The sequence below is a fragment of the Acidimicrobiia bacterium genome (assembly GCA_035948415.1).
GTDB lineage: Bacteria > Actinomycetota > Acidimicrobiia > IMCC26256 > PALSA-555 > PALSA-555.
In genome coordinates, this window is sequence record DASZJD010000054.1 from 25,069 (window position 1) to 50,332 (window position 25,264).

General features: G+C 73.3%; 29 protein-coding genes. 19 read left to right on the plus strand and 10 right to left on the minus strand.

Features of this window, described 5'->3' with window-relative positions; genetic code table 11:
* Positions 1 to 9 precede the first annotated feature (9 nt).
* Both VG869_07235 and VG869_07240 read right to left on the minus strand, forming a co-directional pair.
* On the minus strand, positions 10 to 1,935 hold the full coding sequence (locus VG869_07235) for a fumarate reductase/succinate dehydrogenase flavoprotein subunit (protein ID HEV3450981.1): 1,926 nt from the start codon (positions 1,933 to 1,935) through the stop codon (positions 10 to 12).
* A complete protein-coding gene (locus VG869_07240; GenBank protein ID HEV3450982.1) occupies positions 1,932 to 2,744 on the minus strand; it encodes a succinate dehydrogenase cytochrome b subunit in 813 nt (270 codons plus the stop codon). The genes VG869_07235 and VG869_07240 overlap by 4 nt, the downstream gene beginning before the upstream one ends.
* A 177-nt stretch (positions 2,745 to 2,921) precedes the next feature.
* On the opposite strand from VG869_07240, the gene VG869_07245 reads away from it, so the two are divergent.
* Positions 2,922 to 4,322, plus strand: a complete 1,401-nt coding sequence (locus VG869_07245; GenBank protein ID HEV3450983.1) for a magnesium chelatase — start codon at positions 2,922 to 2,924, stop codon at positions 4,320 to 4,322.
* Between the two features lie 3 nt (positions 4,323 to 4,325).
* Here the strand turns inward: VG869_07245 and VG869_07250 are convergent, their stop codons facing one another.
* Complete coding sequence (locus VG869_07250) at positions 4,326 to 4,709, minus strand: hypothetical protein (GenBank protein ID HEV3450984.1); 384 nt, start codon at positions 4,707 to 4,709, stop codon at positions 4,326 to 4,328.
* A 102-nt stretch (positions 4,710 to 4,811) separates the two neighbouring features.
* Here VG869_07250 and VG869_07255 point away from each other — a divergent pair, with 102 nt between their 5' ends.
* Entirely contained in the window at positions 4,812 to 6,836 is a 2,025-nt protein-coding gene (locus VG869_07255) for a VWA domain-containing protein (GenBank protein ID HEV3450985.1), read from the plus strand.
* A gap of 7 nt (positions 6,837 to 6,843) precedes the next feature.
* Here VG869_07255 and VG869_07260 read toward each other — a convergent pair whose 3' ends face one another.
* On the minus strand, positions 6,844 to 7,335 hold the full coding sequence (locus tag VG869_07260) for an O-acetyl-ADP-ribose deacetylase (GenBank protein HEV3450986.1): 492 nt from the start codon (positions 7,333 to 7,335) through the stop codon (positions 6,844 to 6,846).
* A gap of 158 nt (positions 7,336 to 7,493) precedes the next feature.
* On the opposite strand from VG869_07260, the gene VG869_07265 reads away from it, so the two are divergent.
* The gene (locus VG869_07265) at positions 7,494 to 7,784 is read left to right on the plus strand and encodes a WhiB family transcriptional regulator (GenBank protein HEV3450987.1); all 291 of its coding nucleotides are present in this window, start codon (positions 7,494 to 7,496) and stop codon (positions 7,782 to 7,784) included.
* Here the strand turns inward: VG869_07265 and VG869_07270 are convergent, their stop codons facing one another.
* Entirely contained in the window at positions 7,785 to 8,639 is an 855-nt protein-coding gene (locus tag VG869_07270) for a glutamate formiminotransferase (protein HEV3450988.1), read from the minus strand.
* Positions 8,640 to 8,711: 72 nt separating this feature from the next.
* Here VG869_07270 and VG869_07275 point away from each other — a divergent pair, with 72 nt between their 5' ends.
* The 6 genes from VG869_07275 to VG869_07300 are packed head-to-tail and all read left to right on the plus strand — an operon-like array spanning position 8,712 to position 12,669.
* Positions 8,712 to 9,719, plus strand: a complete 1,008-nt coding sequence (locus tag VG869_07275) for an LLM class flavin-dependent oxidoreductase (protein ID HEV3450989.1) — start codon at positions 8,712 to 8,714, stop codon at positions 9,717 to 9,719.
* A gap of 33 nt (positions 9,720 to 9,752) precedes the next feature.
* The gene (locus VG869_07280) at positions 9,753 to 9,893 is read left to right on the plus strand and encodes a hypothetical protein (protein ID HEV3450990.1); all 141 of its coding nucleotides are present in this window, start codon (positions 9,753 to 9,755) and stop codon (positions 9,891 to 9,893) included.
* Positions 9,894 to 10,466, plus strand: a complete 573-nt coding sequence (locus tag VG869_07285) for a sigma-70 family RNA polymerase sigma factor (GenBank protein HEV3450991.1) — start codon at positions 9,894 to 9,896, stop codon at positions 10,464 to 10,466.
* Positions 10,463 to 10,945 carry a zf-HC2 domain-containing protein gene (locus VG869_07290; GenBank protein HEV3450992.1) on the plus strand — a complete coding sequence of 161 codons (483 nt, stop codon included), beginning with the start codon at positions 10,463 to 10,465 and terminating at the stop codon, positions 10,943 to 10,945. Before VG869_07285 ends, VG869_07290 begins: the two co-directional genes overlap by 4 nt.
* Positions 10,942 to 11,952 carry a hypothetical protein gene (locus tag VG869_07295; protein ID HEV3450993.1) on the plus strand — a complete coding sequence of 337 codons (1,011 nt, stop codon included), beginning with the start codon at positions 10,942 to 10,944 and terminating at the stop codon, positions 11,950 to 11,952. The genes VG869_07290 and VG869_07295 overlap by 4 nt, the downstream gene beginning before the upstream one ends.
* Positions 11,953 to 11,982: 30 nt before the next feature.
* Positions 11,983 to 12,669, plus strand: a complete 687-nt coding sequence (locus tag VG869_07300; protein ID HEV3450994.1) for a DUF1275 family protein — start codon at positions 11,983 to 11,985, stop codon at positions 12,667 to 12,669.
* 6 nt (positions 12,670 to 12,675) lie between these two features.
* Here the strand turns inward: VG869_07300 and VG869_07305 are convergent, their stop codons facing one another.
* Positions 12,676 to 12,936 carry a WhiB family transcriptional regulator gene (locus VG869_07305; GenBank protein ID HEV3450995.1) on the minus strand — a complete coding sequence of 87 codons (261 nt, stop codon included), beginning with the start codon at positions 12,934 to 12,936 and terminating at the stop codon, positions 12,676 to 12,678.
* Between the two features lie 176 nt (positions 12,937 to 13,112).
* Between VG869_07305 and VG869_07310 the strand changes: the two genes are divergently transcribed.
* On the plus strand, positions 13,113 to 14,405 hold the full coding sequence (locus VG869_07310; GenBank protein ID HEV3450996.1) for a trypsin-like peptidase domain-containing protein: 1,293 nt from the start codon (positions 13,113 to 13,115) through the stop codon (positions 14,403 to 14,405).
* A gap of 1 nt (position 14,406) precedes the next feature.
* Here the strand turns inward: VG869_07310 and VG869_07315 are convergent, their stop codons facing one another.
* Positions 14,407 to 15,282: a LysR substrate-binding domain-containing protein gene (locus tag VG869_07315; GenBank protein HEV3450997.1), complete on the minus strand. Its 876-nt coding sequence runs from the start codon at positions 15,280 to 15,282 to the stop codon at positions 14,407 to 14,409.
* 70 nt (positions 15,283 to 15,352) lie between these two features.
* Here VG869_07315 and VG869_07320 point away from each other — a divergent pair, with 70 nt between their 5' ends.
* The gene (locus VG869_07320; protein HEV3450998.1) at positions 15,353 to 16,105 is read left to right on the plus strand and encodes a sulfite exporter TauE/SafE family protein; all 753 of its coding nucleotides are present in this window, start codon (positions 15,353 to 15,355) and stop codon (positions 16,103 to 16,105) included.
* Between the two features lie 30 nt (positions 16,106 to 16,135).
* The gene (locus VG869_07325; GenBank protein ID HEV3450999.1) at positions 16,136 to 16,417 is read left to right on the plus strand and encodes a hypothetical protein; all 282 of its coding nucleotides are present in this window, start codon (positions 16,136 to 16,138) and stop codon (positions 16,415 to 16,417) included.
* 7 nt (positions 16,418 to 16,424) lie between these two features.
* On the opposite strand, the gene phoU is transcribed toward VG869_07325, so the two are convergent.
* On the minus strand, positions 16,425 to 17,141 hold the full coding sequence (gene phoU / locus VG869_07330; GenBank protein ID HEV3451000.1) for a phosphate signaling complex protein PhoU: 717 nt from the start codon (positions 17,139 to 17,141) through the stop codon (positions 16,425 to 16,427).
* Positions 17,142 to 17,347: 206 nt separating this feature from the next.
* Between phoU and pstS the strand changes: the two genes are divergently transcribed.
* From pstS to VG869_07360, 6 genes are all read left to right on the plus strand, one after another.
* Positions 17,348 to 18,412: a phosphate ABC transporter substrate-binding protein PstS gene (gene pstS / locus VG869_07335; protein HEV3451001.1), complete on the plus strand. Its 1,065-nt coding sequence runs from the start codon at positions 17,348 to 17,350 to the stop codon at positions 18,410 to 18,412.
* A 70-nt stretch (positions 18,413 to 18,482) separates the two neighbouring features.
* Positions 18,483 to 19,469: a phosphate ABC transporter permease subunit PstC gene (pstC, locus tag VG869_07340; GenBank protein ID HEV3451002.1), complete on the plus strand. Its 987-nt coding sequence runs from the start codon at positions 18,483 to 18,485 to the stop codon at positions 19,467 to 19,469.
* A complete protein-coding gene (gene pstA / locus VG869_07345) occupies positions 19,466 to 20,374 on the plus strand; it encodes a phosphate ABC transporter permease PstA (GenBank protein ID HEV3451003.1) in 909 nt (302 codons plus the stop codon). The genes pstC and pstA overlap by 4 nt, the downstream gene beginning before the upstream one ends.
* A 55-nt stretch (positions 20,375 to 20,429) precedes the next feature.
* A complete protein-coding gene (pstB, locus tag VG869_07350) occupies positions 20,430 to 21,278 on the plus strand; it encodes a phosphate ABC transporter ATP-binding protein PstB (protein HEV3451004.1) in 849 nt (282 codons plus the stop codon).
* A complete protein-coding gene (locus VG869_07355) occupies positions 21,275 to 22,357 on the plus strand; it encodes an ATP-binding protein (GenBank protein ID HEV3451005.1) in 1,083 nt (360 codons plus the stop codon). Before pstB ends, VG869_07355 begins: the two co-directional genes overlap by 4 nt.
* On the plus strand, positions 22,357 to 23,055 hold the full coding sequence (locus VG869_07360; GenBank protein HEV3451006.1) for a response regulator transcription factor: 699 nt from the start codon (positions 22,357 to 22,359) through the stop codon (positions 23,053 to 23,055). Before VG869_07355 ends, VG869_07360 begins: the two co-directional genes overlap by 1 nt.
* Before the next feature lie 9 nt (positions 23,056 to 23,064).
* Here VG869_07360 and VG869_07365 read toward each other — a convergent pair whose 3' ends face one another.
* A complete protein-coding gene (locus tag VG869_07365; protein ID HEV3451007.1) occupies positions 23,065 to 23,616 on the minus strand; it encodes a PadR family transcriptional regulator in 552 nt (183 codons plus the stop codon).
* A 59-nt stretch (positions 23,617 to 23,675) separates the two neighbouring features.
* Here VG869_07365 and VG869_07370 point away from each other — a divergent pair, with 59 nt between their 5' ends.
* The gene (locus VG869_07370) at positions 23,676 to 24,425 is read left to right on the plus strand and encodes a phytanoyl-CoA dioxygenase family protein (protein ID HEV3451008.1); all 750 of its coding nucleotides are present in this window, start codon (positions 23,676 to 23,678) and stop codon (positions 24,423 to 24,425) included.
* 15 nt (positions 24,426 to 24,440) lie between these two features.
* On the opposite strand, the gene VG869_07375 is transcribed toward VG869_07370, so the two are convergent.
* Positions 24,441 to 25,211, minus strand: coding sequence for a 5'/3'-nucleotidase SurE (locus tag VG869_07375; protein HEV3451009.1), 771 nt, complete (start codon positions 25,209 to 25,211; stop codon positions 24,441 to 24,443).
* Positions 25,212 to 25,264 lie beyond the last annotated feature (53 nt).

Genomic DNA, 25,264 nt, shown 5'->3' on the forward strand with positions numbered 1-25,264 from the left:
TCCTGCTCGCTACTTGTACGACCGCTGGGCGAGGTGGACGGCCTCGAATCCGAGCGGCTCCCGATGCAGACGCGGAGCAGCGGTGTCGCCCGTGTACTCCCAGGCGGCCACGTAGGCGAAGTGCTCGTCGTCGCGGAGCGCCTCGCCCTCCTCGGTCTGGTGCTCGACCCGGAAGTGGCCGCCGCAGCTCTCCTCGCGGTGGAGGGCGTCCCGGCACATGAGCTCGCCGAACTCGAGGAAGTCGGCGACGCGCCCGGCCTTCTCGAGCGACTGGTTCAGCGATTCCCCGTCCCCGAGCACGCGCACGTCCTTGTGGAACTCGTCTCGCAGGGCCGGGATCTCGGCGAGGGCCTTCTCGAGGCTGGCCTGGCTGCGCTCCATGCCGCAGTCGTCCCAGAGCACCTTGCCGAGCTCGCGGTGGAAGTGGTCGACGGAGTGGCTGCCGCGCACGCTCAGCAGGGCCCGGACCCGCTCGCTGACCTCCGTCTCGGCGTCGAGGAAGGCGCGGTGGTCGGTGGGGATCGGGTCGCTGCCGAGGAGCGGGGCGAGGTAGTCGTTGATCGTCGCCGGCAGCACGAAGTAGCCGTCGGCGAGGCCCTGCATGAGGGCGCTGGCGCCGAGCCGGTTGGCGCCGTGGTCGGAGAAGTTCGCCTCGCCCAGCACATAGAGGCCCGGCACCGTCGACATCAGGTTGTAGTCGACCCAGAGCCCACCCATCGTGTAGTGCACGGCCGGGTAGATGCGCATCGGCACCGTGTAGGGGTCCTCGCCGGTGATGCGCTCGTACATCTGGAAGAGGTTTCCGTAGCGCTCCTCGATCACGTCTCGCCCGAGCCGGGTGATGGGCTCGGAGAAGTCCAGGTACACGCCGTTCTTGATGGGACCGACACCCCGTCCGGCGTCGACCTCGCGCTTGGCGGCGCGGGAAGCGACGTCGCGCGGGACGAGGTTGCCGAAGGCCGGGTAGCGGCGCTCGAGGAAGTAGTCGCGATCGGCTTCGGGGATCTGGTCGGGTGGACGCTCGTCGTCGGGGCGCATCGGGACCCAGATGCGGCCGTCGTTGCGCAGCGACTCGCTCATGAGGGTGAGCTTCGACTGGAAGTCGTCGCTGGCCGGGATGCAGGTCGGGTGGATCTGCGTGTAGCAGGGGTTCGCCATGAGCGCGCCGCGTCGATGCGCCCGCCAGATCGCGGTCACGTTGGAGTTCTTGGCGTTCGTCGACAGATAGAAGGCGTTGCCGTACCCGCCCGTTGCCAGCACGACGGCGTGCCCGGCGTGGGAGACGACGTCCCCGGTGATGAGGTCCCGGGTCACGACGCCGACGGCCCGTCCCTCGTGGATGACCACGTCGAGCATCTCGGTCCGGGGAAGGAGGCTGACGGTCCCGAGGTGCACCTGGCGCATCAACGCCTGGTAGGCGCCCAGCAGCAGCTGCTGACCGGTCTGACCGCGGGCGTAGAACGTGCGGGAGACCTGCGCGCCGCCGAAGGAGCGGTTGTCGAGCAGCCCGCCGTACTCGCGGGCGAACGGCACCCCTTGCGCGACGCACTGGTCGATGATGTTCACGCTCAGCTGGGCGAGGCGATAGACGTTCGCCTCGCGCGAGCGGTAGTCGCCGCCCTTGATCGTGTCGTAGAAGAGGCGGTAGACGCTGTCGCCGTCGTTGCGGTAGTTCTTCGCCGCGTTGATGCCACCCTGCGCGGCGATGCTGTGGGCACGACGCGGCGAGTCGTGGAAGGTGATCATCGTCACCTCGTAGCCGAGCTCACCGAGCGTGGCCGCGGCCGCGGCCCCCGCGAGCCCGCTGCCGATCACGATGACCTTGAACTTGCGCCGGTTCGATGGGTTCACGAGCTTGACGGCGAACTTGTGCTCGTCCCACTTGTCGGTGATCGCGCCGCTCGGGATCCGCGCGTCGAGGTCGATCGGGCTCATCGGGTCACCGCGCCCGTCGTGATGAGCAGCGGCATGCTGACGTTGCCGACGATGATGACGCCGGCGAAGGCAGACGCGAACCATCGCCGCCACCGGTTGAACCGAGGGTTGTTCCAGCCCAGGCTCTGGAACATCGACCAGGCGCCGTGGAAGATGTGGACGCCCAGCGCGACGTTGGCGACGATGTAGACGATGGCGACGGGGACGCGATCAAAGCTGTAGAACATGTTGTCGTAGGGGTCGCCGCGCACGAAGTGCGGGTTCGCCGGTCCCCACGTCAGGTCGAGGAGGTGGAACACGACGAACAGGCCGACGATCACGCCGGTCCACCGCATGGTGCGGGAGGCGTAGTTGGCGGCGACGTAGTCGCGCTTCGACCGGTACCGCTGGGGTCGCGCCCGCTGGTTCATCCGGGTGAGCTGGGCCGCGGCGACGATGTGCACGAAGAAGGCCGCGATGAGCCCGGTGCGCAGCGCCCAGAGGACGACCGTGCGCGGGAAGGCCGGCTCGCCGAGGGTGCGGAGCCAGTCGGCGTAGGTGTTGATCTCGTGGCGACCGAGGAAGACCTTGAGGTTGCCGATCATGTGGGCCAGCACGTAGGAGAGCAGCACGATGCCGGTCACGGCCATGGCCCACTTCTTGCCGATCCCCGAGCGCCAGAACTGCAGCGGGAACGGGGCCGGGCGGCGGGTCGGGGGGACCGGCGGTCCGGTCCAGCGCAGGAGCCGGTCGGCGGCGTCGGCGCCCTCTCGCTGATCCTCGGTCGAGAGGGTTTCGTCGAGCCTCGTCATGTCCTCCTCCGCGGTCACTCGACGCTAGCCCCGCGGGGTTGTGATGGGCCCAACCGGGCTTCGATGGGCGGCTCCGGTGTCGGCGTGCACGCGGGCGCCCGCGATCGATGTCGGGATCGGAGAACCGTCCCGGCGACGGGACGCCGAAGCACTCTTGGTACGCTGCCGCGCGTTTCCCCGTCCCCGGAGGCCTGCATGACCCGTCCCGGCACCCTCGGCGAGCTGCGATCGAGCGGGTGGACGTCACGACCCGTGAAGCTCGAGGTGCGAGACAACGCCATGCGTCGCATCGCGGCGGGGGAGCCGATCGTCGACGGTGTCGTCGGCTTCGACGACACCGTGCTGCCACAGCTCGCGAACGCGCTCCTGGCCGCGCACGACGTCATCTTCCTCGGTGAGCGCGGGCAGGCGAAGACGCGCATGATCCGCTCCCTGGTCGGGCTGCTCGACGAGTGGCTGCCGATCGTCGCCGGCAGCGAGATCAACGACGACCCGTACCATCCGGTCTCGCACCACGCCCGCGTGCTCGTCGCCGAGCGCGCCGACGAGACACCGATCGAGTGGGTGCACCGCGAGCGTCGCTACGGCGAGAAGCTCGCGACCCCGGACACGTCGATCGCCGACCTCATCGGCGAGGTCGACCCGATCAAGGTCGCGGAGGGCCGCTACCTCTCCGACGAGCTGACGATCCACTACGGGCTGGTGCCCCGCACGAACCGAGGGATCTTCTCGATCAACGAGCTGCCCGACCTGGCGGAGCGGATCCAGGTCGGCCTCCTCAACGTCCTGGAGGAGCGCGACGTCCAGATCCGCGGCTACAAGATCCGGCTCCCGCTCGACCTCATGCTCGTCGCCTCCGCCAACCCCGAGGACTACACGAACCGCGGACGCATCATCACGCCCCTGAAGGACCGCTTCGGCGCGCAGATCCGCACCCACTACCCACTCGACGTCGAGGTCGAGATGGACGTCGTGGACCAGGAGGCCCGACCCGTGGCCGGGGACGGCCTGGCCGTGACCGTCCCCGACTTCATGACCGAGATCGTCGCTGAGATCAGCCAGCAGGCTCGTCGCTCGCCGCACGTCAACCAGCGCTCGGGGGTGTCGGTTCGGCTCTCCATCACGAACTACGAGACCCTGGTCGCCAACGCGACGCGGCGGGCGCTGCGCGGCGGCGAGCAGGAGGTCGTCCCCCGGGTGAGCGACCTCGAGGCGCTCGTGGCCAGCACGGCCGGGAAGCTCGAGTTCGAGACCGTCGAGGACGGGCGGGAGGAGCAGGTGCTCGACCGCATCGTGAAGGCGGCGACCCTCGACACCTTCCGGGCTCGATGCCGCCCCGACCGGCTCACCGCGCTCGTCGGCGCCTTCGAGAACGGGCTGGTGGTCCACACCGGCGCCGACGTGCCCTCGGTGCAGTACGCCAACCTCCTGCCGCAGCTGCCCGGGCTCAAGGACACCCTCGTCGACCTCGAGGTGGGCGAGACCCCGGCCGCGGTCGCCTCGGCCCTGGAGTTCGTGCTCGAGGGCCTCCACCTCTCGAAGCGGCTGAACAAGGACGCCGTCGGCGCCCGAGCGACCTACCGCGGGCGGGGCTAACGCCTACATCCCTTGCGGCTGCTGGTTGAAGAAGCCGCACTTCTGGGAGGCGTAGCGGTTCACGTTGTCGGCGGCGACGTGCGCGGGCTTCGTGACCGCCGGGTCGCGGCTGACCTGAGGATTGCGCTGGGCCTGCTTGAGCGCGCTCAGGAACGTCTCCGCGTCGGCTCGGACCGCGGGCGGGGCGCTCGCCGCGATCTGCTGGACGATCGACACCTGCCTCGTGGCGTCGACCTTGCCGTTCGTCGCCTCCCGCTCGAGCTCGGTCTCGTAGCGGCTCGCCGCTTCGCAGAACGGCCGCAGCCCGGCGCCCGAGCTGCTGCCCCCGCTGCAGCCGGCCACGAACGCGGCGAGAGCCAGCGAGCACATGACGAGCCGGCCGCGCACGGGGCCATTGTGGCGCCGCGCCCCTGCCGGCCGGGCTCGGGGCGGCCGCGCCGGTCCGGGACGGGCGAGAGCCAGCGGCGCGCCCGCGGGTACGGTGGCCGGGTGCTGGGCCGCCGTCGTCGAGATCGGGAAGCCCGCGGGTTCCAGTACTCGCGTTGGGACGGGACGCAGCGCGGCTTCGACCTCGACGCCGACGCGCTGCTCGACGAGATGACCGACGACCTCCTCTACCACGGAGACCTCCACGCGAGCCTGCGCCGGCTGCTGCAGCAGGGGATGCGCGACCGCAACGGCGAGCAGCTCATGGGCCTGCGCGAGATGCTGCAGCGCCTCCGCGAGCAGCGCCACGAGATGCTCGACCGCTACGACCTCGGCGGCGTCTACGAGGACATCGCCGAGCAGCTGCGCGAGATCGTCGAGCAGGAGCGGGAGGGGATCGAGCGACGGGTCGACGAGGCCCGCCAGTCCGGCGACCAGCGTCGCCAGGAGATCGTCGACGAGCTGGCCCAGCAGCGTCGGGAGCAGCTCGACCGGCTGCCGCCGGACCTCGCCGGCCGCGTGAACGAGCTGCAGGCGCACGACTGGATGGACGACGGGGCCCGACAGCGCTTCGAGGAGCTCATGGAGCGGCTGCGCGAGCAGCTCATGCAGAGCTACTTCAACCAGATGTCCGAGGGCATGCAGAACCTGTCTCCCGAGCGGATGCAGCGGATGAAGGACATGCTCGCCGAGCTCAACCAGATGCTCGAGCAGCGAGAGCGCGGGGAGGAACCCGACTTCGACGGGTTCATGTCCCGCTACGGCGACTTCTTCCCCGGCAACCCGCGGACCCTCGACGAGCTGCTCGAGCAGATGGCCCAGTCGATGGCCCAGATGCAGCAGCTGATGAACTCCATGACCCCCGAGCAGCGGGCCCAGCTCCAGGCGCTCGCCGAGTCGCTGCTCGAGGACATGGACCTGCGCTGGCAGGTCGACCAGCTGGCTCGGAACCTCCAGGGCGCGTTCCCGAACCTGCCGTGGGAGCGCTCGATGCCGTTCCGCGGCGAGAACCCGCTCTCGATGGGCCAGATGCCCGGGCTCCTCGACGCGCTCGGCGACATGGACGACCTCGAGCACCTCTTGCGGCAGGCGACCCAGCCGGGCGAGCTGGCGGAGGTCGACCTCGACCGGGCCCGGGAGCTGCTCGGTGACGACGCCGCCCGCTCGCTGGAGCGGCTGGCCGAGCTCGCCCGCCTGCTCGAGGAGGCCGGGCTCATCGAGCAGCGCGAGGGCCGGCTCGAGCTCACCCCTCGCGGGATCCGGGCCATCGGGCAGAAGGCGCTCGGCGACCTGTTCCGAAAGCTGATGAAGGACCGGGCGGCCAGGCACGAGTCCGAGCGGACCGGCGTCGGCCACGACCCCGCGTACGAGCACAAGCCGTACGAGTGGGGCGACCCGTTCCACCTCAACGTGGAGCAGACGGTCAAGAACGCCATCTGGCGCCAGGGCGCGGGCACGCCGGTGCGCCTGGCCCCGGCGGACTTCGAGGTGGAGCGCACCGAGCTGACGACCCGGAGCGCGACCGTGCTGGCGCTCGACGTGTCGCTGAGCATGCCGATGCGGGACAACTTCCTCTCGGCGAAGAAGGTGGCGATGGCGCTGCACGCGCTGATCACCAGCCAGTTCCCCCGCGACTACATGGGGCTCGTCAGCTTCGGCCGGGTCGCCCGCGAGGTCGCGCCGGAGCGCCTCCCCGAGATGAGCTGGGACTTCGAGTGGGGGACCAACATGCAGCACGCGCTGCTGCTGGCGCGTCGCATGCTCAGCCGCCAGACCGGGACCAAGCAGGTGATCATGGTCACGGACGGGGAGCCGACCGCCCACATCGAGGGCGGCGAGGCCTACTTCCAGTACCCGCCGTCGCCGGTGACGATCGAGGAGACCTTGAAGGAGGTCATGCGCTGCACCCGCGAGGGCATCCGCATCAACACCTTCATGCTCGACGAGACCTACTACCTGCGCAGCTTCGTCGAGCGGATGATGCAGCTGAACCGGGGCCGCGCGTTCTTCACGACGCCCGACACGCTGGGCGACTACGTGCTCGTCGACTTCCTGGAGCAGCGCCGCCACCACCGTCGGGCGAGCTGAGGCCCGCTCAGGGCAGCCGCTCCTGGTAGGCGGCGAGCGTGCGGTCGTCGAAGCAGACGAAGCGCACGAGTTCGAGCGACGACGGGGCGTCGCGGACCGTCGCCACGGCCACGTCGGTGGCGCCCGCGAGCGGGTACCCGTAGATCCCGGTCGAGATGGCGGGGAAGGCGACGGACCGGGCCCCCAGCTCGTCGGCGACGGCGAGGGAACGCCGGTACGCGGTGGCGAGCAGCTGGGGCTCGCCGTGGTCGCCGCCCTGCCAGACCGGGCCGACCGCGTGGATGATCCACCGGGCGGGCAGGGCGAAGCCGGGCGTGGCCCGGGCGTCGCCGGTGGCGCACCCGCCGAGCGCCGCGCACGCGGCGTCGAGCCCAGGGCCGGCGGCGGCGAAGATCGCCCCGCACACGCCCCCACCCCGCCCCAGCGCCGGGTTGGCGGCGTTCACGACGGCGTCGACCGACTCCCGCGTGATGTCGCCGCGGACGGCTTCGAGTCGCATCAGGGGTGACGGCGGCGAGAATCCCCGCCCGCGAACCCGGGCGAATCGGACAAAACTCGCGGCACGACCAAAGTTCCGCTTGCGTCCACCCGCTGGTCCCCTTCAGAGTACCACCAATGGAATTCCATCGATGTGATTTCGAGGGGATGCCGGTGCAGGTGCAAGAGTTCATCCAGCTGGTGCGAGGCCTGCCCGAGGGCGACGGCCGGCGGTGGCAGGAGCGGGCCAACTGCCTGGGGGTCGACCCGGACCTGTTCTTCCCCGAGCGTGGCGCCTCGACCCGGGAGGCCAAGGCCGTGTGCCGGAGCTGCGAGGTCCGAGCCGACTGCCTCGAGTACGCCCTGGACCACGGCGAGAAGTTCGGCATCTGGGGCGGCCTCTCGGAGCGTGAGCGCCGCCGGGTGCGCCGGCAGCGGGCGCTCGAGCGCCGCCGCCTGGCCTCGGCCTGATCACCGGCGCGGCGCGGCGGCCAGCCGGGCCTCGACGGTCCGGGACCGGTCGAGCCCGCTCCAGGTCAGGAACTCGGGACTGCACCGCGCCACCTCGGCCTCCGGCACCAGGCCGACCCACTCGACCCGGTCGACGGCTGCGCCCGCCGCCGCGGCCCGCTCGCGGACGGCCGTACACGCCGCCTCCACCCCCGTGGCCTCCAGGTCGGTGACGTTCAGCGAGACCTGCACCCCGTCGCGGGAGCCGAGCGGGAAGGCCAGCGCCCGCACCCCGGGCAGGCCGCCGTCCCGGCCCCGGACCCCCGCCGCGATCGAGCGGGCGAGGTCGACGTCGGCCGGCGCGAGCCAGCAGTTCACGGCCACCAGCGGGGCGCGGGCGCCGACCGCGGCCGTACCCAGGCTCGGGTGGGGCCGAGCCGGGCCGACGTCGGCGGCCTGGCCGCCCGCCGCCGCCCGCCGCACCTCGGGGAGGGACCGCCCGGCCGGGTCGGCGGCGTCATAGAGGAAGGCGGGCACGCCCAGCTCGTGGGCGAGCCAGGCCGCGAAGGTCCGGGCCGCCTCGACGGCGGCCGCCGGGGGCTCGTCGAGGGCGACGAACGGCACGACGTCGAGCGCGCCGAGGCGGGGGTGGACGCCCTCGTGGCCGGTGAGATCGAGTCGCGCGCTGACGGCACGGGCCAGCGCCCGGGCCGCCTCGCTGGCGTCGCCCGGCCCCGGCCCGGCCAGCGTGAACACCGACCGGTGGTGGTCGGCGTCGACGTGCAGGTCCAGGAGCGACGGCCCGCACGCGGCGGCGAGCTCCTCGAGCACGGCGCGGTCCCGCCCTTCGGCCACGTTGGCGACGCACTCGAGCACGCGTCCAAGGTAGGAGCGCCGGCGGCCGTCGCGGCCCGAGCCCGCGGCGGCCCGAGAAAATAGGGTTCGGCGGTGCGCATCGGCCTGGCGCTGCCCCAGTACGACTACTCCGTGCCCGGAGAGTCGCCGCTCCGGTTCGCCACCGTCGCCGACCACGCTCGGCGGGCCGAGGCGCTCGGGTACGACTCGTTGTGGCTGTCGGACCACCTCTTCTTCGACCTGGCGAAGTACGGCGGCGGTCCGACGCGGTACGGCGTCTACGAGCCGATCGCGACCCTCGCCGCCCTCGCCGGCATCGTCCGTCGGCCCCGGCTCGGGACGCTCGTCCTCTGCGAGGCGCTCCGACCCCCCGCGGTGCTCGCCAAGGCGCTCGCCACCCTCGACCGTCTCGCCGACGGCCGGCTCGACGTCGGGCTGGGCGCGGGCTGGTACGAGCCCGAGTACCAGGCGCTCGGCGTGGCGATGCCGACCGCGGGCACGCGGGTGGCGCGGCTCGGCGAGGCCACCGACATCGTCGCCGGGCTCCTCGGCGGGGAGCCGCTCACGTACGCGGGCACCCACTACCAGACCCGTCACGCCATCCTCGACCCGCCGGCGCTGCAGGTCCCGCGCCCGCCGGTGTTCATCGGCGGGAAGGGCGACCGCGTGATCCGCACCGCGGTCGACCGCGCCGACGGGTGGAACACGTGCTGGGTCTGGACCGCCGACGCGTACCGCGAGCGGCTCGCGGTCCTCGAGGCCGCGTGCGAGGACGCCGGCCGTGACCCCGGGTCGGTGTGGCGGTCCGTCGGCCTCTACGCCCTCGCCGGAGAGGACGAGCGCGACCTGGCCCGGCGCTTCGAGCGCCTGCGGGCCGTCACCCCGCGAGGGGTGCTCGACGGGGTGACGCTGGAGGAGTGGCGGGTCGGCCGGCTGGTCGGCACGGTCGAGCAGGTGCGAGAGCAACGAGCCGCGTGGGACGAGCTCGGGGTCGAGACCATCGTCGTCGGGGCCGGAGCGGTGCCGTTCCAGGTCGGCGCCCTCGACGACGTGGAGCTCCTGGCCGAGGCCCTCCTCGGCGCGCCGGGCGGACCCCGTTAGGGTGACCGGTCCCGCTCCGGAGGTCTTCCAGGCGTGTCGTTCGGTCCCGCCGTCCTGCTCGCCGTCCTCGCCGTCGTGGTGGCGCTGCTGGCCGGGAGCCGGTGGGCCGCCCGCGCCCGAGGCCGTCGGGCCGGCCGCGACGACGGGGCTCCTCCCCCTGGGGCCGCCCCCTAGGTGCCGGCCGGGCCGGCCGGCGAGCGGGGCCGGGAACCGAACCCCCGGGCCGCGTCGTTCTTGCTAATGGCCGACGGCGTCCCGACGTGGGAGGAGGTCGCCCGCGACCACGGGCGCTTCCTCTACAGCGTGGCGTACCGCCTGGCCGGCAACGCCGACGACGCGCAGGACCTCGTGCAGGAGGCGCTGGTTCGGGTCCGCCGGGGGCTCGAGCGCTACGAGCCGGGGTCCCTGGAAGGCTGGCTGGCCCGCATCGTGACGAACGTGTTCCTGGACGAGGTCCGGCGGCGACGTCGACGCCCCGCCGACGCCCTCCCCGACGACCCGGAGCGGGTGCTGCCGACGGCGCCGGCCGCCGACGAGGCCAGCCAGGAGCTGTCCGCCGACGTGCAGCGGGCCCTGGCGTCGATCCCCGAGGACTTCCGGGTCCCCGTCGTCCTCTGCGACGTCGCCGACCAGTCCTACGACCAGATCGCGGCCACCCTCGGCGTGCCGGTCGGAACCGTGCGGTCACGGATCCACCGGGGCCGGCGACTGCTGCGGGCCGCCCTCACCGGCGAGGAGGTGACGTGAACCCGAGCGACCTGCCCGAGGACCTGCTGTCCGCCTACGCCGACGGCGAGCTCGACCCCGACGGCCGCGCCGCGGTCGAGGCCGCGCTCGCCGACTCCCCGGCGTGGCGACACGCGCTCGCCGACGTGACCGCCGCCCGTGACGCCGTCCGCGCCCTCCCGCCGGTGGACCTGAGCCCCGAGGCGTGGCGCCGGCTCCTCGCCCGGGTCGAGCTCGACGAGCTGCCCGCGACCCGCGTCGCGGGCCGCGCCGCGAGGCTCCGGCGTCGGGCACGGGCGCAGCCGGCCCGCTGGATCGGCGCCGCGGCCGCCGCGGCCGCGGTTGCGGTGGTGGTCGCCGCGCTGGTCGTGCCGAGCCGGCAGCGCGTCACCCCGAAGGTGGCGACCTTCAGCACCGAGCAGCAGGCCCGGGCGTCGGTCGTCGGCGACCCCGTCAGCGCCCTCGCCGGGATCGGGCTCATGCGCGGGATGGGGCGATGAGGACGGGGCGGTGGGCCTTGGGCCTGGTCGCCGCGGGGGCGGCCGCCGTCCTCGGGCTCGGCGGCGCCGCGCCCGCACAGCCGTCGAGCGACGCGGAGGAGCTCTTGAGCGCGGCCCGCACCGCGCCGGAGCACACGTCCTACGCCGGGGTTCTCGCGGTGACGTGGCGAGACCACGGGCACACCCACCGCACCGAGACCTACGCGCACGTCGGCAACGGCGTCGTCGAGGTTGGTGGCGGGAGCTCGCGGGTCGTCTCGCGGGGCGAGCAGCGGTGGGTCGGCGCCCCGGGTGACTGGTCACTCGTCCTCGGCCCCGAGGTCCCCGTGGGGGCGCCGCCGCCGGTCGACGCGCACTGGGAGCTCCGAACCGCGGCCGGTCCCGACGTCGCCGGCCGCGCCACCACGATGGTGGCGGCGATCGACCCGCGCACGGACGCGACGCGAGCCCGGTTCTTCATCGACCGGGCCACCGGCACGATGCTGCGGCGCGACGTGCTGGACCCCGACGGCAGCCTCGTCCGCGCCGTCAGCTTCGAAGCCGTCGTGCCGCTGGCGCCGACGGCCGAATCCCGGCAGGCGCCGGTGGCCAAGCCCGACGAGCCCCGGGCCGTCCGAACGGTACCGAGCGGGTTCCCGGCTCCCGGCGCCGTCGGCCGCGGCTACCGCCTCCTCGGGCGCTACCGCCAGCCGGACGGGTCGGTGCAGCTCTACTACGGCGACGGCCTCTTCACCCTGTCGCTGTTCGAGCAGCGGGGCACGGTCGACTGGGCCTCGGTGCCGGCGGGCACGCGGCACGACGTCCACGGCGTCCAGACCCGCGCCCTCGCGACGCCGACGACGAGCGCGGTCGTGTGGGGCGCGCACGGGGTCGTCGTCACCTGCGTGTCCGACGCGCCGCCCGACCAGGCGATGCTGGCCGTGCGCGACGTCGTGGCTGGCGGCGCGACGAGCACCTTCGGCGCCGACCTGGCGCGTTTCGTGCTCGGTCCGTTCGGCTGGGACTGAGCCGTCACGGCGCGCGTAGCGTGCCGTGACGTGTCGACGGTCCTCGCGGCCCGGCCTCGCCTGGCCTTCCTGCTCGCCGGGATCGCGGGCTTCGTGGACGCCGTCGGCTTCCTCACCCTCTTCGGGCTCTTCACCGCGCACTTGAGCGGCAACACGGCCCGGCTCGGCGTGGAGCTCGGGCGGGGCGACGCCGCCGCGGCCCTCGCGTACGCGGTCCCGATCGCGGTGTTCATCGGCGCCGTCTTTGTCGGGGCCGCCACCACGGCCGCGGCCCGAAGCCGCGGTCGCACGGCCCTCGCGCCGTTGCTGGCGGCGGAGGCGGTGCTCGTCGCCGTGTTCATGGTGCTGGGGACCTTGCTTCGCGACGCCGGCGACCTCACGCCCCGCTCCGCCGCGTACTACGCACTAGCGGCGACGATCGTCACCGCCATGGGCCTCCAGACCGCGTCGCTGCGTCACGTCTGCGGCATCGCCGTGCAGACGACCTTCATCACCGGGATGGTGGTGTCGTTCGCGGAGGAGCTCGTCGCCGCCGTCCGCGGCGACGACGCCGACGCGTCGCGGCGGGCCGGCGTGCACGGCCTGCTCCTCGGCGCCTACCTAGGGGGAGCGGTCGCGGGGTCGGCGCTCGACACGGCCTGGAGCCTGTGGGCGCTCACGGTCCCAGTGGCCGCGCTCGTGGCGCTCACCGCCGCCGGCGTCGAGCGGTCGGCGTGACGCCGGTCAGCGGGTCGCGAGCCGACGCTGGCGGAGGATGCGGCGCCGCTCCCGCTCCGAGCAGCCGCCCCAGACGCCGTGGTCGATCCTGAACTCGAGCGCGTACTCGAGGCACTCGGTCTGCACGCCGCACTCGGCGCAGACGCGGCGCGCCCGCTCCACGCCGACGCCGTCGGACGGGAAGAACGCGCCCGGGGCCGCGTCCCGGCAGCGGGCGTGCAGCATCCAAGATGGGGTCTGGTGATCGGGCCGGGGGAGGTCGTCCATGTCAGTGCAACGGGGGCGAGTCGGGCACGGTTCCCGGGAGCGCCACGGCCCGGCTCGGCTCGGGCCGGCTGGGCCCCTCCATTGTGGTCGCTGGGGCGCCGTCACCCAAGACTCGGGGGCGCCGTCCGCCGGCCGGCGACCCGACCCCGGAGCACCTGATCCGCGAGGAGGCCGCCATGCCCGACGAACCTAGCCCGAGCCGGCCCACGACGCCGACACCCGGCGGGCTCGGGGCCGGCGCCGACCCGACGGCAGCGGCGGGGGCGGGGACCAGGGGGGTCGCGCCCGGGGCCGACGGGCCCGACGGCCGGGACGGGGGACGGCCGCCGGTTCGGCCGCGGCGGCCCGGCGGGTGGCTGCGCCCCGCCGCCCTCGGGGCGCTCGTGGGCGCCCTGGTCGGGGCGATCGTCGCGGGCGGCGTGGTCGCGGCCGTGGACACCGGCGGCGGGAGCAACACCACGCTGACGAAGATCATCGGCGCGTCACCGGCGACCGTCCTCTCGCGCCCCTCGGCGGCGTTGGCGCCGACCGACATCGCGTCGGTGATCAACAAGGCCGAGCCGGCCGTCGTGGCGATCACGACCAACGGCGGCCCGGCGAGCGGGAACGGCGCCGCGGGCACCGGATTCGTCATCTCGCCCGACGGCTTCATCGCCACGAACAACCACGTCGTGGAGGGCGCCAACCGCATCCAGGTGCAGTTCACGAACGGTCGAACCGTCGACGCCCGGCTCGTGGGACGGGACCCGTCGACGGACCTCGCGGTCATCAAGGTGGACGCGACCGGGCTCCCGACCGCGCAGCTCGGGAGCTCGAGGGACTGCGCTCCGACGGCGACGAGCGCCGCCACGCCGTGTGTGCAGATCGGCGACGCGGTGGTGGCGATCGGCAATGCGCTGGCCCTCGACGGCGGGCTCACGGTGACGAACGGGATCATCTCCGGCAAGAACCGGCAGGTGCCCGAGCAGAACGGCGCGCTCCTCGTCGGCATGCTCCAGACCGACGCCGCCATCAACCCGGGCAACTCCGGCGGCCCGCTCCTCGACTCGCAGGGTCGCGTGATCGGCATCAACACCGCCGTCGCCAACATGGCCCAGAACATCGGGTTCGCGATCCCGATGGACAAGGCCCTCCCGGTGTTCGAGGACCTGCGATCCGGTCGCAAGCCGGCGTTCCTCGGTGTCGCCAGCCAGGACCTCACGCCGGGAATCGCCAGCCAGCTGAACGTGCACGTCACCCAGGGTGCGGTGATCACCCAGGTGAGCAGCGGCACCCCCGCGGCTGCTGCCGGCCTCCGGAAGAACGACGTCATCGTGCAGATCGACCAGATGCCGATCACGAGTGCCGCCGACGTGCAGACCGCGGTTCGGTCGCACCAGCCCGGCCAGACCGTCTCGGTGGTCGTGGTGCGCGGCGCGCAGCGTCTGACCGTTCAAGCCAAGCTGGTGACGCGGCCCGACGCGGGGTGAGTCAGCGGCGAGCCTGCCGCGCCAGGGCCGCGAACGCCGCCGCGGCGGGCGACGACCCGCCGCGGGGTCGCACGAGCCCGATCGGGCGGCGCAACGGCGGGTTCAGGGCGGCGGTCACCGCGCCGGCGGCGGCGGCGCGTTCGGCGACCGGTCGAGTCACGAACGCCGCCCCGGCGCCGGCCAGCACGAGGGGCACGATCGCCTCGCGCTGGTCGGTCTCGACGACGACCCGGGGCTCCACGCCGCCGGCGCGCAGCGTCCGCTCCGCCAGCCGCCGCGTCGACGTGCCGGCCGGGCTCGTGACGAGAGGCACCGCCTCGAGGTCGGCGCCCGCCAGCGGGCCCGGCGGCGGGCGGCTCCCGGGGGGGAACACGACGAGCAGCTCGTCGTCGAAGAGGTGCTCGGTGACGACGTCCGAGGCCGTCACCGGCAGCTCGGCGAGGCCCAGCTCACAGTGCCCGTCTCGGACCAGCGCGACCACGGCGTCGGCGTGCTCGGGCTCGACGATCCGGACCGCCACCTCCGGGTAGCGCCGGCGGAACGCCCCCACGAGTGGAGCGAGGGGGTCGGCGGCCAGGGTCGGCAGCGCCACCAGGTCCAGCCGCCCGGCCCGCAGCCCCGCCACGGCCGCGACCGCCTCCCGGGCCGTCCGGGACTCCCGCAGCAGGCGGCGGGCGGGACCGAGGAAGGCCTCGCCGGCGACGGTCGGGACGACCCGGCGCCCGTGCCGGTGGAAGAGCGCCAGCCCCAGCTCGGCCTCGAGCTTCGCCACGCCCTGCGAGAGCGACGGCTGGCTGACGTGCAGGGCGGCCGCCGCCCGCCCGAAGCCGCCGTGGTCCACGACCCCGACCGCGTACTCGACCTGCCGGAGCTCCATAGGCTCTGTCTATCAGAGTGATCCAAACAATCAGTTGGACCTGTGGGCCGGGTCGGGTTCTCCTGGGGGGGTGGACGTGCTCACCCTCGCCGCCGTGGTGGCGGTCGGCGCCGCCGTCGGCTTCCTCGGCGGGCTCTTCGGGAAGGGCGGCGCCGCGCTCGCGACCCCGCTGCTGGCCGTGGCCGGGCTGCCCGCCATCGTGGCCGTCGCCTCCCCGCTGCCGGCGACGATCCCGGCCACCGTCCTCGCCGGCGCCGCGTACTGGCGAGCGGGCCTCGTCGACCGCGGCGTGGCCCGGACCTGCGTGCTCGTCGGCGGGCCCGCCACCGCGGTGGGCGCGCTCGCCACGACGTGGGTCGGCGGCGGCCCGCTCGTCACCGTGACCGAGGTGGTCCTGGCCGGGCTCGGGCTCCGGTTCCTGCTCACGCCGCACGACCCCCACGAGGTCGCGCGCGAGCGGGCGCGCCCGACCCTGCTGGCGGTGCTGGTGGCCGTCGTGGTCGGCCTCGCCTCCGGCCTCCTCGCCAACAGCGGCGGGTTCCTCCTGGCCCCGCTGTTCGTGGTCGTGCTGCGCCTCCCCCTCAAGGAGGCGTTCGGCACCTCGTTGCTCGTGGCCGCCGCGCTCGCGGTCCCCGGCACGATCGTGCACGCCGCGCTCGGCCACATCGACTGGGCGGTGAGCGCGGCGTTCGCGGCGGCGGCGGTCCCGTTCGCGCGCGTCGGCGTCGGCGTGGCGCTGCGCGCCCCCGGTCGCCACCTCGAGCGCGCCTACGGCGCCGCGGTGACGCTCCTCGCCGTCGGCCTGCTCGCCGCCAGCGCGTAGACGGGGCGGACGGCCGGTAGGGTGGCTCCGATGGCGATCAACGAGGACGAGCTCGAGCAGCTCCCGCCCCAGGGCCACGTCAAGCTCGTCTACCTGGGCCCGGTGTCGCCCCACTGGGACGTCCACGGCGTGTTCGGCGACGGGCGCGTCATCGACGAGTTCCGCCAGCGGGCCCTCGCCCGCCTCCAGCTGCTGCCGCCGCACGACCCCCAGTTCCGACGCAACCGCGAGCGTGTGAACCGGGACGCGGAGCGCGAGCGGCTGATCATCGAGTGGGACCTCGGGTACCCCGAGGAGGAGCCGGCGAGCTGACGCGGCGTCAGTCGTCGGCGCCGGGGCTGTAGTCCTCGCCGTCGCCGGCGCCGTGCAGGCCGGTGGCCACGAACACGACCCGGTCGGCCACGTTCACGGCGTGGTCGGCGATGCGCTCGTAGTGGCGGCCGACGAGCGACAGCTGGACCGACTCGAGCAGCCGTCCCTCGTCGACCGGGCCCTCCCGGCTCAAGATGTAACGGAACAGGCTCTTCGTGAGGTCGTCCATCACGTCGTCCATGTCGAACACCGCCGCCGCCCGCGACGGGTCGCTGTCGGCGAAGGCGTCGATGGCGACGCGGACCTCACTGGCGGCCTGCTCGCCCATGCGCCCGATGATCCCCCGCAGCTTTGGGTCGATGCTGTGCGGGTAGAGCTGGCGAGTCGCCTTCACGACGCTCTTCATGAGGTCGCCGCTGCGCTCGAGCTCGTGGCCGATCCGCAGCACCGCCAGCACCATCCGCAGGTCCCCGGCCATCGGCTGCTGGCGGGCGATGAGCACGAAGCACTGGTCCTCGATGGCGTAGGCGAGCTCGTCGATCGCGGCGTCCTGCTCCACGACGTGCTCCGCCGCCCCCAGGTCGGCGTCGAGGAGGGCCTGGGTGCCGGCGGCGATGGCCTCGGTCACGAGGGCCCCGAGGCGGATCACGTCGCCCCGGAGCTCCTGGAGCGCCTCGGCGAACAGCTTCCGGGCCTCCTCGGCGCTCGGGGTGGCGGTGCTCACGGGCCCATGATGGCGTGCCTCGGCGCTGGGGGTGGCGGTGCTCACGGGCCTCATCTTGGACTGGGCGCCGCCAAGGCCGCTCCCGCGTTACCGCACGTTCACCCGCGCTTTGCCTGTTGGCCACGTCGTCGTCGGCGTCTCGCCAGACACGATTTCTAGCCTCCGTCCCCGAGTCAATCGTCGTCTACGAGGAGGACGAACCGATCATGATTCTCCGCACGCGCCTCGCGCGCCGGGTCGCGGTGTCGACGCTGGCCCTCGGGCTCGTCGCCGCTGGCTCCGCCGGCGTCGCGAGCGCGACCACGGGCCAGAAGGGACAGCCGAAGGTGGCGGCGGCCACGCTGAACGGGTCGGGCTCGACCCTGACCGCGGCGTTCCTCCAGGCCACCATCGCGGCGTTCAAGACCGCCCAGCCGAACGTCACCGTCAACTACGCCGGTGGCGGCTCCGGGAAGGGGCGCACCGACTTCGCGAACGGGGTGGTGCAGTTCGCGGGAACGGACGCGCCGTACGCGGCCGGTGCCGCGCCGAGCAAGGCCTTCGACTACATCCCGACCATCGTCTCGCCGGTCACCGTCTCGTACAACCTGTCCGGCGTGAAGAGCCTGCAGCTGTCGGCGGACACCATCGCGGGGCTCTTCAACGGCACGATCACCACGTGGAACGACCCCGCGGTCAAGGCTGACAACCCGAAGGCCAACCTGCCGAGCACGAAGGTCACGATTGCCCGCCGCTCGGACAGCTCGGGCACGACCCAGAACTTCACGACCTACCTCCAGGGGGCGTCCACGAAGTGGACCCTCGGCGCGGCGGCGACGGTCAACTGGCCGGCGAGCTCGGTGGGCGGCAACGGCAGCACCGCCGTGGCCACGAACGTCAAGAGCACCGACGGCGCGGTCGGCTACGTGGACTTCTCCGACGCCAAGGCCGCCGGGCTGAAGTTCGCGTCGGTCAAGAACGCGTCGGGCCAGTTCATCGCCCCGAGCGTGAAGAGCGCCACCCAGGCCCTCGTGGGCGTGAAGCAGAACCCGGACGAGACCTACAACCCGCTGAACACCAAGAACAAGGCGGGCTACGCGATCACGTCACCGACGTACCTGCTCGTCGCCTCGACGCAGTCCGACGCCGCGGTCGGCAACGCGCTGAAGGCGTTCTTGACCTACATCGAGGACAACTCGACCAAGCTGGCCCCGGCCGTCGACTACGCGCCGATCCCCCCGGCGTTCCAGAAGGCCGCCCTGTCAGCGATCGCCAAGATCCAGGTCGGCTAAGCGCTCGGCACGGGAGGGGCGGGAGACTTTCCCCCGTCCGTCCCTCCCGTGCCAGCATCCCCCAAGAGCTATGGCTACCGAGACGCTCGACCCCCCGAAACCCCAGAGCCTGTCGGCGGGCCCGGTGCCGCCCGGTCGGGGCCCCGACCGCGTCTTTCGAGTGCTCACGCTCGCCGCCGGCCTGCTCGTACTGGTGATCCTGCTCCTGATCATCGTGACCACGAGCGGGCAGGCCCAGTCGTGGTTCAGCGCCGAGGGCCTCGGCACCATCTTCAGCTCGAACTGGGACCCGGCCCACCACCACTTCGGCTCCCTCGGGCTGCTCGTCGGCACCATCGAGGTGTCGCTGATCGCGCTGCTCATCTCGGTGCCGGTGAGCGTCGGGCTCGCCCTCTTCGTGACCGAGGTGTCGCCGCGACGGCTGCGCCGGCCGATCGTGTACACGGTCGACCTGCTGGCCGCGGTCCCCTCGGTCGTGTTCGGGCTCTGGGCCCTCCAGATCCTCCTGAAGCCCCTCTCGGACGCCTACTCGTCCGTCGCCGACGGCACCGTCGGCTTCCCGCTCCTCGGCGCCCTGTTCTCGCACCCGAGCGCCTCGGGGCAGGCGATCATGACCGCCGGGATCGTCGTCGGGATCATGATCACCCCGATCGTCACCGCGATCACCCGCGAGGTGTTCGCCACCTGCCCCGCGTCCCAGAAGGAGGCCGCGCTGGCGCTCGGCGCCACCCGCTGGGAGATGATCCGCGGCGCGGTGTTCCCGCACGGCCGCAGCGGGGTCCTGTCGGCGGTCATGATCGGGTTCGGGCGCGCCGTCGGCGAGACCATCGCCGTCGCGCTCGTCGTCGGCTCGTCCCCGCAGCTCACCGCCCACATCTTCGGGCCCGGCGACACCATGGCGAGCATCATCGCCAACGAGTTCGGCGACGCCACCGGCACCTGGCGCTCGGCCCTCATCGGGCTCGGCCTGGCCCTGCTCGCGCTGACGGTCGTGATCGGGATCGTGGCGCGGACCGTGTTCGGGCGCTCCGAGCGCCGGCTCGGGGTGGTCCTGTGAGCACGGCCACCGCCACCATCTCGGCCCCGCTCCTGCGGTCGCGCCCGGCGTCTCGGGCTCGCAAGGTGCGCAACCACGTCGCCACCGCGCTCATCGTGGGCTCGGTGCTCGTGACCCTCGTGCCGCTGATCTTCGTGGTGGCCTTCGTGGTGAACCGGGGCGGCGGGGTGTTCGGGTGGGCCTTCCTCACCCGCGACATCCCGATCCTGGACCGTGAGATCGGCGGCGGCATGAAGCCGGCGATCATCGGGACGCTCGTGATCACCGGCGGCGCCACCGCGATGGCCGTGCCCCTCGGCATCCTCGGGGCGATCTACCTGAACGAGTACGGCCAGAGGGGCCGGCTCGCCCGCCTGATCCGGTTCCTGGCCGAGATCATGACCGGCGTCCCGTCGATCGTGATGGGCCTGTTCATCTACATCGTCTGGGTCCTGCACTTCAAGAACCAGACCGCGTTCGCCGGGTCGCTCGCGCTCGGCTGCCTCATGCTGCCGATCGTCATCCGCACGTCGGAGGAGATGCTGCGCCTGGTTCCCCACGAGCTGCGCGAGGGCAGCTACGCGCTCGGCAGCCGCAAGGTGCGCACGATCCGCACCGTGGTCCTGCCCCACGCCGCCCCCGGGATCGTGAGCGGGGCGCTCCTGGCGGTGGCCCGGGCCGCCGGCGAGACCGCCCCGCTGCTGTTCACGATCGGGATCGTGACCTCGGCGAACACCAGCCTGTTCCACGGTCCGACCACGGCGCTGTCGTTCCAGATCTTCCACAACGCCACCTCGCCGTTCGTCGGCGCCCAGGACCGGGCCTACGGCGCCGCGCTCACGCTGATCCTGCTGGTCTTCGTCTTCACCGCGCTGGCGCGCGTCGTGACGACGATCTACGCCCGCCGCACCACGGCCGGAGCCTGACGTGGAGGCCGCCCACATGCCCGAGCCCCGATTTGCCGCCGCTACAGTCGACCCCGTGCTCACCCGGCCGCCGGCCGAGCGACGCGAGGTCCCGGGCGAGTCCGCCCGGCCGGAGCCGGACCAGCGCCAGATCGTCTTCGAGCTCGCCGACGTCGAGGTTCGCTACCAGGGCGTGACCGCGGTGCAAGGTGTTGACCTGCGGGTCGCTGCCCGCGAGATCACCGCCTTCATCGGCCCGTCCGGCTGTGGCAAGACCACCGTCCTGCGGACCCTGAACCGGATGCACGACATCACCCCGGGCGCCGAGGTGCGGGGCCGGATCACGTACCACGAAGAGGACCTCTACGGGCCCCGGGTGGACGTCGCCGAGGTCCGGCGGCGGATCGGCATGGTGTTCCAGAAGCCGAACCCGTTCCCGAAGTCGATCCACGACAACGTCGCCTACGGGCCCCGGATCAACGGCCGGAAGCGCGGCGAGATGGCCGACCTCGTCGAGCACGCGCTCCGCCGCGCCGCCCTCTGGGACGAGGTGAAGGACAAGCTGCGGCAGAACGCCCTCGGCCTCTCCGGGGGCCAGCAGCAGCGGCTGTGCATCGCCCGGGCGCTGGCGGTCGAGCCTGACGTCGTTCTCATGGACGAGCCGTGCTCGGCCCTCGACCCCATCGCCACCGCCCGCATCGAGGACCTCATGCAGGAGCTGAAGACCGACTTCACGCTCGTGATCGTCACCCACAACATGCAGCAGGCGGCACGGGCCTCGGACCGCACCGCCTTCTTCACCTCAGACGTCGACGACGCCGGACGGCGCGTCGGGCGCCTCGTCGAGTTCGACACCACCGAGCGGCTCTTCACCCAGCCCACCGACCCTCGGACGGAGGGCTACATCACCGGGCGGTTCGGTTGAGAGCACCGTCGGCCCCGGCGAGCGGCCCGGGGGACAGCGACGCAGTCCCCGACAACGACGCCTGCCGGCGGCTCGTCCACGCCCTCGACAGCGTGCCCGACGGGGTCATCGTCGTCGACGCCGCCGGCCGCGAGGAGTTCCGCAACACCGCCGCGCTGCGGTTCCGGGACGCCCGCCACGCCGAGGCGCTGGCCGAGCACGCCGTGGCGCAGCTGGTGGAGCGGGCCCGCCAGGGCGAGGTCGCCGAGCGGGAGCTGCCGCTGTTCGGCCCGCCGCGCGAGGTGCTGGTGCTGCGCGCCCTGCCGCTCGGCGACGACGGCGACGCGCTCGGCGCGGTGGCGCTGATCCACGACGTCACCGACGCCCGCCGGGTCGAGAGCGTCCGGCGCGACTTCGTCGCCAACGTGAGCCACGAGCTGAAGACCCCGATCGGCGCCCTCGGGCTGCTCGCCGAGACCATCGCCTCGGCCGACGACGTCGAGGTCGTCCGACGCCTCGCCGAGCAGCTCGTCCGCGAGTCGGACCGGCTCGGCCGCATCGTCGACGACCTCCTCGACCTGAGCCTCATCGAGGCCCAGGCCGCCCCGACCCGCGAGCCGACCCCGGTGCACGTGCTGGTGGAGGAGGCGGTGGAGCGGCTCGGCGCGCTGGCCCTCGCCCGGGGGATCCCGCTCCGCACCGAGCCCGCCGACGAGGACCTGATGGTGCGGTGCGACCCGACCCAGCTCGTCAGCGCGATCACGAACCTCCTCGACAACGCGGTGAAGTACTCCGACCACGGCCAGGAGGTGGAGGTCGGCGCGGTGCCGGAGGGCGACCAGGTCGTGGTGTGCGTGCGCGACCACGGCATCGGGATCCCGTCCCGCGACCTCGAGCGGGTGTTCGAACGCTTCTACCGGGTGGACAAGGCCCGCAGCCGGGCCACCGGCGGCACCGGGCTCGGGCTCTCGATCGTGCGCCACGTCGCCGAGGCGCACGGCGGCGAGGTGACCGTCGAGTCGACGGAGGGGGAGGGCTCGACCTTCCGCCTCGCCATCCCGCTCGCCGACGCCGAGCGCCACGTGGCGGAGGCGTCCTGATGGCCGAGCCCCCCACGATCCTCGTCGTCGACGACGAGCAGTCGTACCGCGACGCGCTCTCGGTGGCGCTCCAGCGGGAGGGCTTCACGGTCGAGACCGCCGCCGACGGCGCCGAGGCCATCGCCCGCTTCGACGCCGCGCGACCGGCGCTGATCCTCCTCGACGTGATGCTGCCGCACATGTCGGGCGTGGACGTGTGCCGCGAGCTGCGGACCCGATCGCAGGTGCCGATCATCATGGTGACGGCGCGGAACGCCGAGATCGACGCCGTCGTCGGCCTCGAGGTCGGCGCCGACGACTACGTCACGAAGCCGTTCCGGCTGCGGGAGCTGGTCGCCCGCGTGCGGGCGGCGCTGCGGCGGGCGCCGAACGTCGACGGCCCGGCCCCGGCGGTCGAGGTGATCGAGATCGGGGACGTGAAGCTCGACGCCGGCCGTCACGAGGTGTTCGTGCACGACTCGCTCGTGCCGCTGCCGCTCAAGGAGTTCGAGCTGCTCGAGCTGCTGCTCCTGAACGCCGGGCGGGTCCTCACCCGCGACGTGCTCATCGACCGCATCTGGGGCCCGAACTACTACGGCGACACGAAGACCCTCGACGTGCACATCAAGCGGCTGCGGGCCAAGCTCGAGACCGACCCCGCCAACCCGACCCGGATCGTGACCGTGCGCGGCGTCGGGTACCGGTACGAGAAGAACTGACCGCACCGGTCACGAGGCGCGGGGGGCACCACCCGGCCCGGCGTCCCGCGCCCCGGGTGACGACGCCGGCGCCCGGCGCAGCTCGTCCAGCCATCCGAGGACGGCGCGCTCGTAGGCGACGCCGAAGGCGAGCACCGCGGCGGTGTGCTCGTCGGGCGCCACGATGCGCTCGTACAGCGCCAGGCGCTGCTCGTGATCGGCGCGGCGGGCCTCGAGGAAGCGGTCGCGGGTGGCCGGGTCCACGTGCCTCCCGAACCAGAGGGTGACGAGCAGCGGGAACCGGATCTGCTCCGGGCCCGGGTCCTTCGTCACCCAGGCCTGGAAGGCGCGCCGCCCGGCGGCGGTGATCGTGAACGGCCGCCGGTCGCGGACGCCCGGTGGCCCCGCCTTCACGAGCTTGCGGGCCTCGAGGGCCTGCAGCTCCCGGTAGACGTGGCTCGGCGTGATGTTCCAGAAGCGGCCGAGGCCGCCCTCGACGCGCTGCAGGAGGTCCCAGCCCGTCATCGGGCCGTCGGCGAGGAACCCGAGGAGCGAGCCCTGGGTCGGGTTCAGTGCCGCCACCTTGACATTCCCTTCTGGAGGGTTAGGGTCGAGCCCGGTAGTCCCTTAGGGAGGATGCGATGGTAGACGCGGCCCTGGCCTCGCTCGAGCGGGACGGCTACGCCCGCATCCCGGACGCGGTGCCGCTCGATCTCGTCGCCGCGGCCCGGGCCGACCTGACGACGATCCTCGAGCGCACGCCCACCGGCCGCGACGACTTCGAGGGTCGGCGCACCCAGCGTGTCTACGCCCTCTTCGCCAAGACGCGCGCCCTCGACGCCTTCGCGCTCCACCCGGCGGTCCTCGAGCTCCTCGACCGCGTCTTGGGTTGCTACCAGCTGAGCGCGCCGGCGGCGATCGCCATCGGCCCGGGCGAGACCGCGCAGCCCCTCCACCCCGACGACGCCATTTACCCGGTCAACCGGCCCCACGCCGAGCTGGTCGTGAACGTGATGTGGCCCCTCGAGGACTTCACCGAGGCGAACGGCGCCACGCGGATCGTCCCCGGCAGCCACCGGTGGGTCGACGAGCGGCCCGGGCCCGACACCCCGACGGTCGCGATCGACCTGCCGGCCGGTGCCGCGCTCGTCTACCTCGGCAGCGTGTGGCACGGTGGCGGCGCCAACCACACCGACCGGGCTCGGCTCGGGGTGGTGCTGCACTACGCGGCGGCGTGGCTCCGCCCGGTCGAGAGCCACCTCCTCGCCGTCCCTCCCGACGCGGCCGCGCCGCTGCCGCCGCGCCTGCAGGAGCTCCTCGGCTACAACATCTGCCCGCCGTTCATCGGCTACGTCGACGGGCGGCACCCGCGCGCGCTGCTCGGCCGGTAGACGCGCGCCGACCGTTCAGCGCGACGCGGGCGCGCCGGCGCGGGCGTACTCGATGGCGGCGGCGGCCGCGGTGGCGGGCGCCCCCTCGATCCCCGACAGCTCGGTGGCCGCCGCGTACCCGGCTCGCACGAGGCCGACGTCGGTGTCGGGATCGGGCTCGCCCCGGTGGCCGTCGTACACGAGCCGCAACTCGCCCGGCGCGGTCTCGGCGTGCCACCACTCGGCGAACGGAGCCGGGCGCCCGGCCCGGACCCCGCGCAGCTCCGCGAGCGGGAGGTTCGGCACGTTCAGGCTCAGGATCCGGCCCTGCAGCGCGGCGGCGGCGGGGACGGCGGCGGCGGCCAGGACCGCGGCGGTGTCCCAGTGCTCGGCGTCGCCCCAGCCGAGGCTGACCGCGACGCCGGGCAGCCCGAGCACGAGGCCCGTGAGCGCGGCGCCGACGGTCCCGGAGTGCAGGACGAGGTGACCGGTGTTCAGGCCCTGGTTGACGCCCGAGGCCACGAACTCGGGCCGGGGGCCGAAGGACCCGAGGCCGCCCGCGTACACCGCCGCCGCCGGCGACGTCGCCAGCGCGTGCACGGGCACGCCTGGGAGGTCCGGCCACTCGATGCTGATCCGCCCGATCGGGCCCGACCGGTGCAGCCGGCCGATCCCGGCGCCGGCGCCGCTGTGCTCGCCGTCGGGGGCGACGACGACGACCTCGTAGCCGGCCTGCACCAGCGCCCGGGCCAGGGCCCGCAACCCCGGTGCCTCGACGCCGTCGTCGTTCGTAACGAGGATCCGCACCGCCGGACGGTAGCCGCTGGCCTCGTCAGGCCTGGCCGGTGCGCTCGTTGCGC